The organism is Amycolatopsis plumensis, assembly GCF_042652605.1.
Taxonomy (GTDB): domain Bacteria; phylum Actinomycetota; class Actinomycetes; order Mycobacteriales; family Pseudonocardiaceae; genus Amycolatopsis; species Amycolatopsis plumensis.
The window spans coordinates 8836287-8850162 of record NZ_JBHSJY010000001.1 but is presented as its reverse complement, the minus strand read 5'-3'; the positions used below and the strand labels follow the sequence as shown (position 1 = coordinate 8850162).

The following is a 13876-nucleotide window of genomic DNA, read 5'->3' as shown; positions in this document are numbered from 1 at the left end:
CGGCTTCAAGAAGGTCTACAAGGGAGGCGCCACACCGTGGTGGAGATAGAAGTTTGGTACGAGCCCGGCCAGGCCGAGCCACTGTCGTTACGCGAGCCATCCGCGGTGGATGAGCTGCTGGATCGGATGGTCGCCGAGTCGACCGAGGCCGAGCTCGGCGTGATCGCCGAAGTCGCTCGCCGTGACGACGACCGGTGGGCGATTATGCAGATTGGCGTGCGCTCCTCGGCGTTCGGCTTCGTCGGCTACGCGGGGCCGGACGGAAGCGTTATCAGCGCCAGCGGGGCGACGTCGCCGGAACTGGTGGCTTACGACTATCAGAATCACGAACGGGAAATCCCGAGTACCGCCGAAGTGTCCCTGGCAGCAGTTCGCAAGGCACTGCACGAGTTGGTGGCCTCGGATGGCGCCCGGCCGGCCGGAGTGACATGGCAGAACCTGTGACCGGACCGACTCGGCAGGGGTAGTCATACCGACGAGGACAGCACCCGGCCGGCCCGAAAGCGGCCACCACGAAATTCCGCGGACCCGGCACGGCAGGCCCACGAACGCCCTCGTCCGGCCGACGTGGGCCGAGTCGACTGAGGAAGGCTGTTGATCCGACAGGGTGAAGAACGGCCGCGGGCGCGCATTGAGGTGCGCCGGATCGTCTTCCGAGTATGAGCCTGTCCCGAATCGACACCCGACACAGCGAGCCGGACGTCGGCGACCTCGGCGCCCGTCTTGCGGACCTGCGGGACGCGATGTTCCGGGCATCGCGTGCGCGGCACGATCCGGCAGCGCAGAAGATCTTCTTGGAGGCCCTGTTCGCCCACACCGACACGCCGACCTCGTCCTTTACAGCAATCGTCGAAGCCCGTGATCTGCCGAGCTGGCACGTCGGCAGATGACGTCCAGAAAGCTGTCCGGGTGCTGGCCAGCCGGCACACGGTCTCGTGGCGCTGCCCGTGCCCGCGATTGTTCTTGAGCAGCCGCAACGGGAAGCCGACCTGGCTGGTGATCGGGTGCCGTCCGAGGAGATGAGAACGGCCCACGACGGGGATGGTGTCGTGGGCCGTTGACCTTGGTGGCGCTGATCAGCTGGTGGGCTGGCGGACGATCATGCGGCTGGCGTCGATGGCGGACGGGATGATGCCGAGCTGGAGCAGGGTGTCCGGAACGCGCTGCAGGCGGCGGGCGTCGAGCGTGGCGCCGTAGCCGGGGAGCTCCATCAGCGCCGCGGTGGCCTCGGTGACCTTGGCGTACTTCACGACGAGGCGTTCGACGAGGCCGCGGTCGTTGAGCGCGTTGCGGGTGCCCTTGGCGATCGCCCGCTGGAACGCCGCGATCGTCTTGGGGTTGGCCTGCGCCCACTGGGCGGTGGTGGCGTAGCCGGTGAGCGGGAAGTTCTGGGTGCTGCCGGTGCCGCCGACGTCGACGATCGGGATGGCGCCGACGGTGTGGGCGGACTCGGTGACGAACGGCTCCGGCATGTACGCGGCGTCGACCCGGCCCTTCTGCAGCGCGTCGGCCATGTTCGGCAGCGGCACCGGCACCCACTCGACCTTGGACCTGTCGAGGCCGCGGTCGCGCATCACCGACTGCGTCAGGACGTCCGAGGCGGCGTTCTTGCTGGTGATCCCGATCTTCTTGCCGGGCAGATCTTCGACGTGCTTGACCGGCGAGGTCGGGACGGTGACGATCTTGTTGCTCTTCGGCGTGGCCGTGGTGGCGTCGGCGACCAGCCGGAAGTCGGCGACGCCTTCGCTCTGGGCCTTGAACAGCAGCGTCCAGGTGGTCAGGGCGATGTTGGCTTCGCCGGCGATGACCTTCGTCATCGTCTTGTCGCCGGACTGCGCGACGTCGATCTTGACGTTGAGGCCTTCGGCGGCGAAGTAGCTGGCGTCCTGGGCGGCCCAGAGTGGGGCGAGGTCGACCGTGCTGATGATCGACACCGTGAGCCCGGAGGTCTCCAGTGGGCTGCCCGCGACGTCGGCGGGCTTGTCCCCGCCGAGGGCGCTGCAGCTGGAGGTCAGGGCCAGTGCGGCCGCGAGGGTCGTGGTGAGGGCGTTGCGTTTCGCGTTGCGCACGCGTGCGCTCCTTCGAGGGTGGTGGGGAGGGGACGAACCGGGTGTTCAGGCGCGGCTGCGCAACAGGCTGCGGAAGCCCTCGTGGAAGGCGTCGTCGGTGACGACGAGCAGGCGGGTGCGGGTGTGGACGAGCCAGTCCCCGGCGCCGAGCGTCAAATCGGGCTCGGGCTGTCGGGGCTGGCGGATGGTCGCGGTCTCGCCGTGGACGGCGATCGCGGTTCCGGCGCTGAGCACCGCTTGAGCGGTGAGCTGCTCGACCCAGCCGCGGATCACGTCGTCCAACATCTGCGGACCGGCGTTGCGGACGACCTCGACCACCTGCCCGGCCTTGAGATCGTGGATGTCGTCCGCGCGGACGACCCGGTAGAGCTCGATTGCGGGCATCAGCGGACCTCCGGTGAGGTCGGGGCGGCGCGGACGTCGCCGATGGTGGTTCCGGTGACGGCCTGGCCGACGAGGGCGACGACGAGCGCGAACAGCGGCCAGGTCCAGGTGCCGGTGGCGGTTTCGAGCAGGCCGATGCCGAGGGCCAGGACGCCGGCGAGGGTGTAGCCGAGGCCCTGGACGACCGACGACAGCGCGGCGGTGGTGTCGGGGTCGTCGCCGGTGCGATGGCCCAGGTCGACCAGAGCGAGCGCGAGGGCGCCGAGGCCGATGCCGAGCAGCCCAGTCCAGAGCCAGGTGACGGTGGCGGGGCCGATCAGCAGGCCGGTGACGCCAGCGATGCTGGCTCCGGCGAATCCCACGGCCGGCGGGGTGTGCCGGACGCGACGAGCGAGGTACGGGACCGCAAGGGAGACCGGGACGCCCAGCACCATGACCGCGGCGAAGTGGTACCCGGCCTCGGCTTGGGTGAGTCCGGCGGTGTGCAGGATCGCCGGCAACCGGCCCATCAACAGAAACGTCACCGCAGACAACAGTCCGAAGTGGACGGTCAGGGTGGCGATGGTGCCGCGCGGGGTCAGCGCCCGGGGGCTGACCCACGCAGCTGGCGCCGCCGCTGCTAAGTGGCGGCTTGTGCCCTGCCAGACGAGGAGACCGATCGCGGCCAGCAGCGCCCAGCAGCCGAGCCCGAGCTGCCACGCCACCCCGGTCGGCGTGAGCAGCGCGCCGACCGCGGATCCGGCGCCGAGGCAGGCGGTGTAGCAGGCCGCGGAGCCGGGGGTCGCTGTGCGGACGATGACCGGCAGCAGCGTCCCGAGGACCGCGATGGCGAGGCATGCTGCGGTGGTGCCGGCGACGATGGCGACGTCGCCGGGCAACGTCCGGGCGATCAGCGAGACGGCGAGGACGCCGAGGGAACAGGCGACGACGGCGCGGATCCCTAACCGGGCCCGCAGCCGCCACGCCGTCGCACCGCCGACCGCGAAGCACCAGGTCGGCAAGGCGACCAGCGTCGCGGCCACGGTCGGCGACAGAGCTGCCGCGGTCTCGAGGTGGGCGAGCAGCGCTCCCATGCTGGTGACGGCGGGCCTCAGATTGAGCGCGAGGACGGCGACCGCGAGGCCGGTGGAGACCGGGCTGTCGATCGCGGCGCGGGAGACGTGGGCGGTGGTCACGCCACACCACCGGAGCCGGCCGCCAGGATGCTGGCCAGCCGCGTCCGGGTCGGGCACGGCACGGGCCGTGCGCACTCGCGGCACCAGGCACCCATCGGCGAGTGCGCGTTCCACTCGGCGGAGAAGGCGTCAATGAGGGTTCGCAGGGCGCGGGGACCTTCGACAAGGAGGTCGACGAGGTCGCGTCCGTCGAGGACTGCGACAAGGTGGCCGTGACCGATAAGGCGGACGCCGGGCCGCACCTCGATGCCGGCGTGCGTGGAGTCCGTGGCCACGGCCAGCGGGCCGCGGCGCTCGGCCCGGATGCTGAGGTCGCGCCAGTGACTCAGCAACGCGGGTGAGGTTGCAGGTGGTGAAGGCGTCACCTGATCGAATGTAGGTTATGCTCGACATTTTGTGCAAGATATCCGACAAACTCGGGGATGATCGTCCGGCCCGGTAAGGTCCTCGGGCGATGAACCAGCGCGACGACGGCCCGCCCGATCACAAGCTAGAGCAGCACCTCGCGGCGACGGGCTTGCGTCTGCGAGCCGCGCGCCGACGGGCAGATCTGACCCAGATCGAGCTCGCCGCGCTCAGCGGCGTGGATCGAGGCAACATCAGCAGGGCGGAGCACGGCGGCAACATCTCCCTGGAGACCCTGTGGCGCCTCGCCATCGCGCTGAACCTGCACGCCGCTGATCTGCTGGATGACCGCCTGCCCGGCAACGGCTAGTTCGGCTGGTCGCCGGCGGGGCGCAGCGTGGGCGGCTGGTCCGTCAGCCAGTCCTGCGCGCGCATCACCACCCAGACCTCCGCGGTGAGCAGCTAGGTGTCGACGAACTCGTACTGGCCGGGCGACGGTTGGAAGACGTGTCGGCGGCGCGGTGCCAGGAGGTGACGGTGTCGGGCCAGTTCGGTCCTCCGCGCCAGCCCGCGGTCTACCCCGCCATCATTCTCCGTCCATGTGGACCATGATCCGGGCGACCGAAACGTCCACCGATGAGGAGCTGGCGATGATCTGCTCGTCGGGCATGCCCAGCCGGCCGCTGGTGGCGTACCAGCCGCGCATGTCCTCGGGAGTGAACTCGCTGGCCTGCGGGCGCGTGGTGTGGCGGCGGACGGTTTCGGAGAACGGTACGTCGAAGTAGAAGAAGGTGGTGCGGCCGCGATGGTCGGCGCCCAGCTGGTGCAGATTGGCCCGTACCGGGCGGCGCTGAGGATGCCCTCGAGGATGACGTGGTAGCCGGCGTCGAGACTGAACCGGCAGACCGTCCGTGACCATAAACGTCACAGATACCGGATAAGTCCTGCGACGCTGGAAGCAACCGTCGCAGCAGGCTGTTCGGGTCGGTCAGCGGCTGGCCGTCACGGGTGCCCAGCTTGCAGGTCCAGGGCTCGGCCCGAGATGACGTCGCCGATGGTGCGCGTCGGATCGCCTCGCCTGCTGGTGGGCGATACCGGCGTGATGATGAACGAGGTAGTTCAGGGCACTCGGCGTGGCGAGCTGACCGGCCTGCTAACCGGGTTGCACCACGATGCGGCGCGGTTCTTCGTGGCTGAACACGTACTGGACGAGAGGGAGCGGGATCTGTCGGCGGAACGTGGTGTCGCCTCCGACTGACTGTGACGCGGTGGCGCACCCTGTATCTGCCGTGCACCGTCGTGGTGAGGTGCCTTCGATCTAGGGTGAGGGGGATGACCGAGCCCCGCGTGTCGCGGAGCGGCATCCAGTCAATCTGCCTACAGCTCGTCTCGCCTCCGCTCTTGCACCTGGGGTTTACTGGCCGAGGCGGTCGAGGGCACGAACGACCTGAGCAACGCCGTCACGCAAGCGGCTGGTGATCTGTCCGCCTACGTCAAATTCCTCGGCGGGAAACGGTCGACGACCAGCGAATAGGTCGACCGTCGGGACGCACGCGGAGGCCTCTCCGGCCAGCAGAACTCACGATCCAGTCGAGGAGCTGCGGCGGCAGCTGCCGCCGCCGAGTCGGCGGTGGCGGCTGGCCAGCGGACGCTCGGTGGGCTCGGCCGGTAGGGAGGCCGGGTTCGCGGGTGAGCGACTACGATCCGTGGGTATGCCCCGTCGCGGCAAGGTCGTGCAAGATGAGGTCGTCGCGCGCCGGATGTGGAATGTATTCGGCGCCATCAAGGCTCAAGGAGCCCTCTATCATGCGGAAGAGGTATTCGGCGCGATGTTGCCGTTCATGCCGTCGTCTCGCCGTTGGCGCTCGGGGTCACAGTGGGTGGCGGAGGAGTACGGCCGGCTCATGTGGGATGCGGCGACGGAGAATGTGAGGGATGCGGAAAGCCTGTCTCGGTCCCGGTTCAACGTTGGCATTGCGGCCGACGTGAACGATTTCGAGTTTCTGACCAAACGTGCGACGTTGGTGTCGGATACGCTGCTGCTATCGGATGCCTGGGCAGGCCGGCCCAATGTCTTGGTCGAGCAATGGCACCGGTTGGACGCGAGTAACACCGCGACTACGCAACGTTGGCCTGGCTGCCCTTAATCGGATCCGGGAAGTGGCTCGTGTAGTGGCACCGATGATGATCGAGCAAAGCGTGGGCCTTCCTGGGTACGTCTTCGAGGACCTCCTTCAGTCCGGCAAGAGCGTGCGGGTCGGGATGAGGTGCTCCGACCTTGAGGGTTTGGGCCGGTGGTTACTGGACGCGCAGCCGTTGCTCAAGGCTGGGGTGGCATGGTACTTGCCCAGTTACACGACCTTCTCCTATCGCAGATCGTGGCGTGGTGAGGAGTGCGAGGTGGAGCCAGAGTTGCCAACGTCGGCCATCGACTTCCTCGTTCGTGACCGGCGGGCGGTGAACGCGTCAGGCGTCGAGCCGATCAAGAGTCAGCTTGTGCGGCCAGTGCTACGAGTGGAGCTTCCGTTCATTGAAGGGGTCGGGCTGCGGCAGTTCAGTAAGATCACGATGGGGGAGTTCAATTCATTCTCAGCGTTTCGCGATTTCCTGCGTCTGAGTTTTCTGGAGATGGACGAGTCGCTCAACGCGGTTCAATCCGAACGTGAACTTGTCAAGCTGGGCCTGCAGATCAAGGACCGGGTCCGGTCGGCGCATGCGGAGATGCACAAGGTGCGCCGCAAGAGAGCGGTCGCGGTCACCGGTGCGGTTGTCGGCTCGGTCGGTGCGGTGCTCGTGGCTGTGTATGACCCGCGCTAGCGGCGGCGGTCACCGCTTTCGGTGCCGGCACCGGCAGCGCGTGGAGTATCATCCACGCTTTCGCCGACAACTCTCTACGGACTCTGCGCGAGGACAAGTGGTACTACGTGTGGGTTATGGAACGCAACAGTAGGACCTACCTTTAAGGAGCAAGGCTGGTCGAGGACCGGGCTAATACGACGACACTGCCCAGTTCAGGTGTCTGGCCGGCGTCTGGACGGCGCGCAACCGCTTCTCGCCCATCACCGGCTCGTAGACGTCGTGGGCCGTGGGTGAGCAGCGAACTCGCGCATACCACGGTCGGTGGCGTGCTGATGATGGCGGGGGCGGTCAGCTGGTATGAGCTGCGAGACCGCGTTGCGTCGCTGCAGGGGCATCCCGGCCCCTGTCATCCTCACCCTGCGCGACAGGGTCTGTGCGCCTCGCTGGCAGCGTCAGCTCGGCGCCCGCACCGTCGAACTGCGGGATGACCATGACATGCCAGTGGCGCGGCCCGACGGCTTCGCCGCCCGCAGTGCTGAAGGGAGTCAGCGGCATCCAGGAAGGACTCCTGGGCTGACGTGCCGAGCCGGTCAGCTGGGTTTGTCGTCGACGTGCGCACGTGTCCAGCGCATGGCCTCGTGCAGGGCGGCGATGAGTGTCTCGTCGTCGGCGAAGGTCGGTTCCTCGCCCATCGGCAACCAGACCTCTGCAGCCGGGACGTCGCCCTCGAGACGGGTCAGCAGCATCCCGGCATAGAAGACGGTGGTCTGCTCGCATCGACCGCCGGTCGAGTCGTGCGGGGACAAAGTCACGCTGCGGTGTTCGGTTCGCAGGGTGACCCGGCGCGGCGGCGTGGCCATGGCGGTGGTGCTCCCGTGCTCGTGGTCAGGGCCAGGCGGGCTGCTTCACCTGCTCCAGGAGCAACGCGCGCCCCCGATAGCCGGTTACCACGGTGGGCAGGGCCGTGATCGAACGGTGATCAGGAAGCCTCGGTGCGGATTTCACCGCCGAAGCGAGTCGCGCGGCGGTGCAGGTGCCCGTCGATGTCGTGCTGCAGGCGCAGGATATTTGCGTGCAGGTCGTTTAGTGCTTCGCGAGGCTCGGCGGATTGGTTGTCGACATCGTCGTTGTCGCCGTTGTCCGCGAGGTCGGTGCCGGAAGCGGTGGTGGTCATCGTGGCCGTCTCCGTAAATCTCCCACAGACAAGTGCATGACTTGGGGAGAGCATGCCCGATGCGTCTGATGCTGAAACCCGATGCCGGGCGGGAGTTCGTGTGCGGACGTGGGCCGCACACGAACTCCCGCCGGCAGCGTCGGTCAGCGGGTGGGGTAGTGGGGCCCGTCCTGCTCCGGCGGACCCTGGTGGAACTGGCCTTCGGCCCGCAGGTACGTCGTCCCGCCGTCGAGGCCGCTGGCTCCGGATGCGGGTCCGGCGGCCGGGATCGGGCTGGTCGGCGGGGTAGCGGCGGCCTGGCCCTGAGCCGGGCCGGCGGGCGTGGCGGCGCGGGCGAACTCCCCTTGGGCCTGCTCGGCCTGGCGGCGCGCCTGGCCGGACACTCCGCCCTGGGCATCGGCGTGCTCGCGCATCCGCGGGATCTCGTGCTCGGCCTTGTTCAGCCAGCTTTCCCAGCGCGACCGCATCGGGCCGATCAGGCCGCCACCGGCACCGACCACGGCGATGCCGTCGGCGGTGGCGGTCGTGGTCTGCCGCTGATCCGTGAACTGGCCGACGAGGCAGCGGTTGAAACGAGCGCTGCCGGCACGACCGTGACGATGACCTGGGCCCGCGAACCCTAGTTCAGAGCAGCGAGCATGTCGGCTGCCTTACCGATTGTGCGCCCCCCGGAGGGCGGGCTGGGCGGCCGGCGGTGGGCTCGTGGCTGAACCGTCCGCTGGCCTGGGCCACGAAACCAGGGCCGTGGCCCGCTGTCTGGTGACTTGCCGTCCAGTCTGTCCCTTCGGGAGGGCGTTCGCCAGGGCCGTAAGCCTGTAGCGGTTCGCTTCTGCGTTCGGGGTGATCGGCCGCCAAGGCCGTTCATTCCACGCTGGCTCAGGCTGGAGGTTGTAAGGGAAGCACGTTGTCCAGTCCCAGCAGGGTCAGCTTCCGGTGGACGGGTGCCGAGGTGGTGATCGCCAACGGTCGGCTTTCGGCGTGGCACCGGCGGGTCAGGGTCATCAGCACGGCCGCTGATTCGAGGCTCAAGCTGTCAACCGCCGTGAGATCGATCAGGATGGCGGCGCCGGGTGGACCGGCCAGCGCCGACGCGGCGAGCTGCGCGGCGGCGTCGGCGTTGAGCTCGGCGGGTGCCCGCACCTTCATCGGTTCGGTCGCCGTTCCTGAGGCTGATTCGATGCCGTGGTCGTGGGGTTCGGTAGTTGTGCTCATCTACGTATTCCCGCTTCGAACGGTCACGGTGACCGAGCTGTGGTGCCCATCCGCCTGTTGGTTGTCGTCTCTGGCGTAGCCAGGATAGCGGCTTCCGGAGTCAGCCGGAGGTGCTGTGGAACATGGCCGCGGAGGCGGCCCGGCTCACGACCGCTCAGTCGCGGTGACCTCGCTAAAGCTGGATGGCTGCTGCCGCGACGTCGGCCCCAAGCGGACGCCGTCGCAGCGCGGCGGGCGCTGCCGGAAAATCCGACTTCCTCCTCGTTCCCCTCCAACCACGCCACTGTCGCAGCGGCGTTCACCACGGCGACCGCGTTGATCGCACCCTCGACTGCGCTGATCACGCTGCCGTTGACGGCCGTGGTTTGTTACGGACGGCTGCGCACCCGGTGCACTGGCCCGGCGACGTCGCCGCTGGACTGGCTCTGGGCACCTCGATCGCAGTGGGCCACCACCGGCTGCTGACCTACGCCACGAAGGTGTCCCGCCCACGCCGACCAGGCCCTGCACGGCCACTACGACGGGCGCGAGTACGTCACCGCTCTGCTGCTGGCTGCTCCCGGTGACCGGCTGGTCTTCGTCAGCGACGGCGTCTACGACGCCATCGGCCCCACCGGCGACCTCTACGGCGAATCCGGCCTCGTCCGCACGGTCATCGACACCGCCGAACTCGCCGCGGCGCGGGTTCCGGGCGCGGTTCTGGCCGACCTGGCTCTCCGCCGCGCAGCCGCCGGGACCGCCGATGACGCCATGGTGGTCTGCCTCGACTGGTTCGGCCCCGACCTGAGCCGCGTCACTGCCGCCGCGCCTCGACCAACGGCACTGCGGTGCTTCTGAAGGCCGCGTCACGGTCGCTGCGGTACTTCGGGCGAAAGGAAATTCGGATCGGCATGCTCGCCGCTTTACACCGTGACCGTCGTCGATTTCGGTCCCCGAGAAGAACGTGAGCCGGCCGGCACGCGGCAACGCAACGTGCCGCATTCCGCCCGTGCTTCAAGCGATGACGGCTGTAACAATGCGCACGGCTTCGGCGTCTGGTCGGGTGTGCGGCGTCCGTCCACGTCGTGCTCGCTGGAAGGTGGTCGCTGATGAGCTTGTCATCGATCGGGCGTGTGCTTCCCCTGCGGATCGAAGGCTGGGCCGGCGCATTGCCGTTGATGATCGCGATGGTGGGAGCGTTGCTGCTCGTATGGTCGCAGTCAACGGCCGCTGGGTGGGTGATGACTTCGGTGATAGCGGTGACCGGGGTGGCCATCGCTTTCAAGCGCGCCGCGCGCCGCGTCGACGCAATTCTGCACGAGGAACTGGACGAGGGTAGTGCTCGACTGGGGAAAAGGCGCTCGGCGTGGCCGGGCTCGAGCCGCAACTGGTGAGGGGCCTGCACGGCGCAACCGATGGTCTCCGGCTGCGGTTCAGTCCGTGTGCTGAATGCGGGCCCTCGCGGCGTCCGCCGGACTCGAAAGTGCCTGTCGATTCCTTATTGCCGGACAGACCGTGGCGATTTGACTGTAGTTCCCGGACCGAGCCCTCCCGCAGCTCTGTCCGGAGGCCGCCTCAGCACGCCGCGCGGAGGTATTCGTTCAGGGCCCAGCCGGCCTTGCCGTCGGTGGTGTGGACGTAGGACCAGGAACCGGAGTCCTGGTGGTGGTCCAGGGTGACCACGTCGCCGCGGCGGAGCTGGCCGATCGTGCGGCCGTGGCCTCCGGGCTGGTCGCGCAAGGTGGCCGACTCCGCACATTCGGACCTGGTCACCGACGCCGACGAGTCGGGTGTGGGCCGCAGCAATGCGTAGCCGCCGGCCGCCGCGAGCACTACGAGCAGGCCGATGCCGACCATGATCCACCGGCGACGGGACGTTCCGGCACGGGCGACGCGGCGACCTTCGGCAGCGTCGGTGAGCGCGGCGATGAAGGCGGGCACGTCGGCGTAGCGTTGCGCGGGATCCTTGGCCATGGCTCGCTGCACGACGGCGTCGAACGCGGCCGGAGCACCGGATCGGCTGGGCACCGGTGGCTGATGGGTGGCAACGGCCAGCGCGAGCTCGGTCAACGATCGCTGGGGGTACGGGCGGCGACCGGTGAGGGTCGCGTAGAGCAGCCCGCCCAGCGCGTAGATGTCGGATCGAGGCGTCGCCCGTTCCCCGCGCCACTGCTCGGGAGCCATGTAGGTGACCGTACCGGCCATTTCGGCCGGCTCGTCGGCGGTGGGATCGAGGCTGCGCAGCCAGTCGTCTCGGGCCATCGAGCCGGTTCCGAGGGTGACGTCGACCGTGGAGACGTCGGCGGCGAGACCGAAGTCGGTGAGCCGGGCGCGCAGCCCGTCGGGCGGCCCGGTGAGCAGGACGTTCGCCGGTTTGAGGTCGCAGTGGACGATCCCGGCGGTGTGCAGCGCCGCGACCGCGTCCGCCACCTGCCGGACGACCGCGACGGCCGCTGCGGGGTCGAGTGGTCCGTCGTCGAGCGTGCGCTGCAGGTCAGGGCCGTCGATGCGCTCCATGGCCAGCCACGCGCCGGTCTCCGGGTCGACGTCGAGGATGCGCACCATGCCGGGGTGGTTGATTGCGCGGGCGCGGTCGGCTTCCTCCCGCAGGCGTGTGCCGTGGCCGGGCTGTGTCGTCAGCTCCGGGCGCAGCACCTTGAGGGCGACGTCGTGGCCGTCTGCCAGCCGGGTGGCCGCGTACACCACTCCGGTGCCGCCTCGGCCGAGTTCAGGGCCGAGCCGGTAGCCGGCGATCACGGGGTGCGGCGATGCGGACACAGGGGGAAGGTTATCCGTTCGGCACAGTTTCGTCCGCGCGTTCGCCGTTCGCCTTCTCGACCAGCTGCGCGAGCGTGGGCAGGACGTCGGCGAGCCGGGTCCGGAAAGTGGCCGGGGCGCTGTCGCCGGCCAGTGCGGCGAGCACGGCGCGGGCGAGGCGGCCGTCGTCGTCATCCAGGGTGGCTTCGACCGCCGGAGCCAGTTCCTGCACCGCGCCGACGGCTTGGGCGAGCAGTTGCGGCCGTGGCCGGTCTTCCAGCAGCAAGGCGAGCAACCGCAGTACGCGGCGGGCGAGGCGGGCGGCCAGCTCGGGGCTGATCGGAGCGGCCACGCCGTCGCCACGCCGGGCGCGCAATCGGTCGATCCAGGGCTCGATGACCGCGCCCTCCCAGATCGGCCCGGACGACAGCTCGGCGGTCGGTTCCGGGATGTCGTGACTGCGGCGGCGGCGCCACACGGTCACGAGCTGGCGGCTGAGGCCGAGCGCGTCCGCGATCTCGGCCAGGCCGTAGTACGCCCGCCGCGGCGCCGGATCCTGCTGCCTCACGCGATCAATGTAGCTGCAGAAGTCGTCACTTGCTATTTGCGATGACAAGCTTTACCGTCGGCTTGTCATCCAAAATAACACGAAGGGATCGCTAAGATGACACACCGAACGATGTCCGGCGGTGTCGCCGTCGCCGTGTCGGCACTCGCGATCGCGGCTGCGGCGCCGACGGCGTCGGCCGAGTCGATCACCGAGCCGGTGACCGTGCACTGCGATGTCGCGCACTACTACGCCAACTACGACCAGGCCAACGACAAGTTCTACGGCGAGCAGGCCGACTCCGTCCCGCGCGGCGGCACCATGAACCGCCGCATCAAGACCCCGTTCGAAGGCCCGCGCGGCGTCGTGGTCTTCCACGTCGACCAGTGGTACTTCACCACCCGCGCCTGCCTGGGCTGACCGGAAGGAACTCCGCATGAACCGCAAGATCACGTTCGCGGCCGCGGTGCTGGCCGGCGGGCTGGCCACCGCGCTGAACACCGCCCCGGCCGCGCAAGCCAGCGAAGACGTCCTCTACGTCTGCCACGCTCAGGACACCTACGTCCGCGCCCAGCCGGTGGGGGAGATCGTCGGCACGATCTTCCACAGCCAGACGTTCCACCGGCTGGCGCCGACCACGCCCGGCGGCTGGATCAAGGGCTACGCGCCGGCGGTGCTCGACGGGCCGGCCGCCCAGCAGCACGGCCGCATCGACGGGTACGTCGACCACGACTACGTCTGCACGGGACCGCAGGACTGATGCGCGCCGCAGCCCTCACCACCGCGCTCGCCGTCGCCCTCGTCACCGCGGCCTCGCCCGCGCAGGCGGCTGACGACGAGACCCACTACACCACCTCGGCGACCCTGACCCAGGCGTCCTGCACGATCTACGAGAACTACCCGAAGACCGGTGTGCCGGACCGCCACTGGGTCAAAGATCGCGCCACCGCCGACGGCACCCCGTACCACCTCGGGGTGCGCTACACCGTCAACGGCTACGCGCTCGTGCTGGACTACGCCCGGTCCGACGCGGCCATCCACTGGGGTTTCACGCCTTCGAGCTGTGTGGATCCTGGGTTCGCGAAGGATACCCACGGCGCCCGGATCCCGGAGCTGCACGGCCTGGACAGCCACGACGCCGTGGTCCCCATCCCGTTCCAGCCGGCGCACGACGGTGACTCGGTGGCCACGATCCACGCCACGAGTGCGGGCTCGCTGCGCAGCGCCCCGCAGTCGTTCGTGATCGGCAACGTCCGCGAGGGCGACGAGTTCCGCATCACGACGGCCCACTGCGGGACGCACGCCCCGACGGCCTGGATCCTCGGGTATGCCCCGAATTCCGGACGGTGGGGGTACCTCGAGGCGATGCACCTGGCCGCCTGCACCTGACCTCCGTGCCCGTGCCGGCCGAATCCGGCCGGCACGGGCAGCTCGT

The 13876-nt window shown here is 69.0% G+C and carries 25 protein-coding genes; 15 read left to right on the top strand and 10 right to left on the bottom strand.

Annotated features, from left to right (window positions below; all coding sequences use genetic code 11):
- Nucleotides 1-36: 36 nt before the first annotated feature.
- Both ACFPLC_RS42575 and ACFPLC_RS42570 read left to right on the top strand, forming a co-directional pair.
- Nucleotides 37-444, top strand: coding sequence for an Imm1 family immunity protein (locus ACFPLC_RS42575; protein WP_378194685.1), 408 nt, complete (start codon nt 37-39; stop codon nt 442-444).
- 215 nt (nt 445-659) lie between these two features.
- Complete coding sequence (locus tag ACFPLC_RS42570) at nt 660-890, top strand: hypothetical protein (protein ID WP_378194682.1); 231 nt, start codon at nt 660-662, stop codon at nt 888-890.
- A 186-nt stretch (nt 891-1076) separates the two neighbouring features.
- On the opposite strand, the gene ACFPLC_RS42565 is transcribed toward ACFPLC_RS42570, so the two are convergent.
- The 4 genes from ACFPLC_RS42565 to ACFPLC_RS42550 are packed head-to-tail and all read right to left on the bottom strand — an operon-like array spanning nt 1077 to nt 3960.
- The gene (locus ACFPLC_RS42565; RefSeq protein ID WP_378194679.1) at nt 1077-2069 is read right to left on the bottom strand and encodes an ABC transporter substrate-binding protein; all 993 of its coding nucleotides are present in this window, start codon (nt 2067-2069) and stop codon (nt 1077-1079) included.
- Between the two features lie 45 nt (nt 2070-2114).
- Nucleotides 2115-2453, bottom strand: coding sequence for a hypothetical protein (locus tag ACFPLC_RS42560; protein ID WP_378194676.1), 339 nt, complete (start codon nt 2451-2453; stop codon nt 2115-2117).
- Nucleotides 2453-3628: an MFS transporter gene (locus tag ACFPLC_RS42555; protein WP_378194673.1), complete on the bottom strand. Its 1176-nt coding sequence runs from the start codon at nt 3626-3628 to the stop codon at nt 2453-2455. The genes ACFPLC_RS42560 and ACFPLC_RS42555 overlap by 1 nt, the downstream gene beginning before the upstream one ends.
- Complete coding sequence (locus ACFPLC_RS42550) at nt 3625-3960, bottom strand: hypothetical protein (protein WP_378194670.1); 336 nt, start codon at nt 3958-3960, stop codon at nt 3625-3627. Before ACFPLC_RS42550 ends, ACFPLC_RS42555 begins: the two co-directional genes overlap by 4 nt.
- Before the next feature lie 122 nt (nt 3961-4082).
- Between ACFPLC_RS42550 and ACFPLC_RS42545 the strand changes: the two genes are divergently transcribed.
- The 6 genes from ACFPLC_RS42545 to ACFPLC_RS42520 all read left to right on the top strand — a co-directional run bounded on the left by ACFPLC_RS42545 (nt 4083) and on the right by ACFPLC_RS42520 (nt 7349).
- Complete coding sequence (locus tag ACFPLC_RS42545; protein ID WP_378194667.1) at nt 4083-4343, top strand: helix-turn-helix domain-containing protein; 261 nt, start codon at nt 4083-4085, stop codon at nt 4341-4343.
- Between the two features lie 229 nt (nt 4344-4572).
- Nucleotides 4573-4758, top strand: coding sequence for a hypothetical protein (locus ACFPLC_RS42540; protein ID WP_378236171.1), 186 nt, complete (start codon nt 4573-4575; stop codon nt 4756-4758).
- A gap of 269 nt (nt 4759-5027) precedes the next feature.
- Nucleotides 5028-5231, top strand: coding sequence for a hypothetical protein (locus tag ACFPLC_RS42535; RefSeq protein WP_378236170.1), 204 nt, complete (start codon nt 5028-5030; stop codon nt 5229-5231).
- Between the two features lie 454 nt (nt 5232-5685).
- On the top strand, nt 5686-6120 hold the full coding sequence (locus tag ACFPLC_RS42530; protein WP_378194655.1) for a hypothetical protein: 435 nt from the start codon (nt 5686-5688) through the stop codon (nt 6118-6120).
- Nucleotides 6121-6154: 34 nt separating this feature from the next.
- Nucleotides 6155-6790, top strand: a complete 636-nt coding sequence (locus ACFPLC_RS42525) for a hypothetical protein (protein ID WP_378194652.1) — start codon at nt 6155-6157, stop codon at nt 6788-6790.
- 415 nt (nt 6791-7205) lie between these two features.
- Nucleotides 7206-7349: a hypothetical protein gene (locus ACFPLC_RS42520; RefSeq protein ID WP_378236169.1), complete on the top strand. Its 144-nt coding sequence runs from the start codon at nt 7206-7208 to the stop codon at nt 7347-7349.
- A 13-nt stretch (nt 7350-7362) separates the two neighbouring features.
- On the opposite strand, the gene ACFPLC_RS42515 is transcribed toward ACFPLC_RS42520, so the two are convergent.
- The 3 genes from ACFPLC_RS42515 to ACFPLC_RS42505 form a co-directional block, all read right to left on the bottom strand.
- On the bottom strand, nt 7363-7584 hold the full coding sequence (locus ACFPLC_RS42515) for a hypothetical protein (RefSeq protein ID WP_378236168.1): 222 nt from the start codon (nt 7582-7584) through the stop codon (nt 7363-7365).
- Nucleotides 7585-7751: 167 nt separating this feature from the next.
- The gene (locus ACFPLC_RS42510; protein WP_378194647.1) at nt 7752-7946 is read right to left on the bottom strand and encodes a hypothetical protein; all 195 of its coding nucleotides are present in this window, start codon (nt 7944-7946) and stop codon (nt 7752-7754) included.
- Nucleotides 7947-8089: 143 nt separating this feature from the next.
- On the bottom strand, nt 8090-8446 hold the full coding sequence (locus tag ACFPLC_RS42505; protein WP_378194983.1) for a hypothetical protein: 357 nt from the start codon (nt 8444-8446) through the stop codon (nt 8090-8092).
- On the opposite strand from ACFPLC_RS42505, the gene ACFPLC_RS42500 reads away from it, so the two are divergent.
- Nucleotides 8348-8569 carry an ATP-binding protein gene (locus ACFPLC_RS42500; protein ID WP_378194644.1) on the top strand — a complete coding sequence of 74 codons (222 nt, stop codon included), beginning with the start codon at nt 8348-8350 and terminating at the stop codon, nt 8567-8569. The genes ACFPLC_RS42505 and ACFPLC_RS42500 overlap by 99 nt on opposite strands.
- 253 nt (nt 8570-8822) lie before the next feature.
- On the opposite strand, the gene ACFPLC_RS42495 is transcribed toward ACFPLC_RS42500, so the two are convergent.
- Complete coding sequence (locus tag ACFPLC_RS42495) at nt 8823-9158, bottom strand: STAS domain-containing protein (protein ID WP_378236167.1); 336 nt, start codon at nt 9156-9158, stop codon at nt 8823-8825.
- 315 nt (nt 9159-9473) lie between these two features.
- Here ACFPLC_RS42495 and ACFPLC_RS42490 point away from each other — a divergent pair, with 315 nt between their 5' ends.
- The 3 genes from ACFPLC_RS42490 to ACFPLC_RS42480 all read left to right on the top strand — a co-directional run bounded on the left by ACFPLC_RS42490 (nt 9474) and on the right by ACFPLC_RS42480 (nt 10531).
- Nucleotides 9474-9623 (top strand): hypothetical protein, encoded by a 150-nt coding sequence (locus ACFPLC_RS42490; protein ID WP_378236166.1) that lies wholly within the window; start codon nt 9474-9476, stop codon nt 9621-9623.
- 39 nt (nt 9624-9662) lie between these two features.
- Nucleotides 9663-9995 carry a SpoIIE family protein phosphatase gene (locus ACFPLC_RS42485; protein WP_378194977.1) on the top strand — a complete coding sequence of 111 codons (333 nt, stop codon included), beginning with the start codon at nt 9663-9665 and terminating at the stop codon, nt 9993-9995.
- Between the two features lie 251 nt (nt 9996-10246).
- Nucleotides 10247-10531: a hypothetical protein gene (locus ACFPLC_RS42480; protein WP_378194638.1), complete on the top strand. Its 285-nt coding sequence runs from the start codon at nt 10247-10249 to the stop codon at nt 10529-10531.
- 181 nt (nt 10532-10712) lie between these two features.
- Here the strand turns inward: ACFPLC_RS42480 and ACFPLC_RS42475 are convergent, their stop codons facing one another.
- Nucleotides 10713-11915 (bottom strand): protein kinase domain-containing protein, encoded by a 1203-nt coding sequence (locus tag ACFPLC_RS42475; protein WP_378194635.1) that lies wholly within the window; start codon nt 11913-11915, stop codon nt 10713-10715.
- A 10-nt stretch (nt 11916-11925) separates the two neighbouring features.
- Nucleotides 11926-12462: a helix-turn-helix transcriptional regulator gene (locus ACFPLC_RS42470; protein ID WP_378194633.1), complete on the bottom strand. Its 537-nt coding sequence runs from the start codon at nt 12460-12462 to the stop codon at nt 11926-11928.
- Nucleotides 12463-12558: 96 nt separating this feature from the next.
- Here ACFPLC_RS42470 and ACFPLC_RS42465 point away from each other — a divergent pair, with 96 nt between their 5' ends.
- The 3 genes from ACFPLC_RS42465 to ACFPLC_RS42455 are packed head-to-tail and all read left to right on the top strand — an operon-like array spanning nt 12559 to nt 13830.
- Complete coding sequence (locus ACFPLC_RS42465; protein ID WP_378194630.1) at nt 12559-12861, top strand: hypothetical protein; 303 nt, start codon at nt 12559-12561, stop codon at nt 12859-12861.
- 16 nt (nt 12862-12877) lie between these two features.
- Nucleotides 12878-13201 carry a hypothetical protein gene (locus tag ACFPLC_RS42460; protein WP_378194627.1) on the top strand — a complete coding sequence of 108 codons (324 nt, stop codon included), beginning with the start codon at nt 12878-12880 and terminating at the stop codon, nt 13199-13201.
- The gene (locus tag ACFPLC_RS42455; RefSeq protein ID WP_378194624.1) at nt 13201-13830 is read left to right on the top strand and encodes a hypothetical protein; all 630 of its coding nucleotides are present in this window, start codon (nt 13201-13203) and stop codon (nt 13828-13830) included. Before ACFPLC_RS42460 ends, ACFPLC_RS42455 begins: the two co-directional genes overlap by 1 nt.
- The last annotated feature ends 46 nt before the right edge of the window (nt 13831-13876 follow it).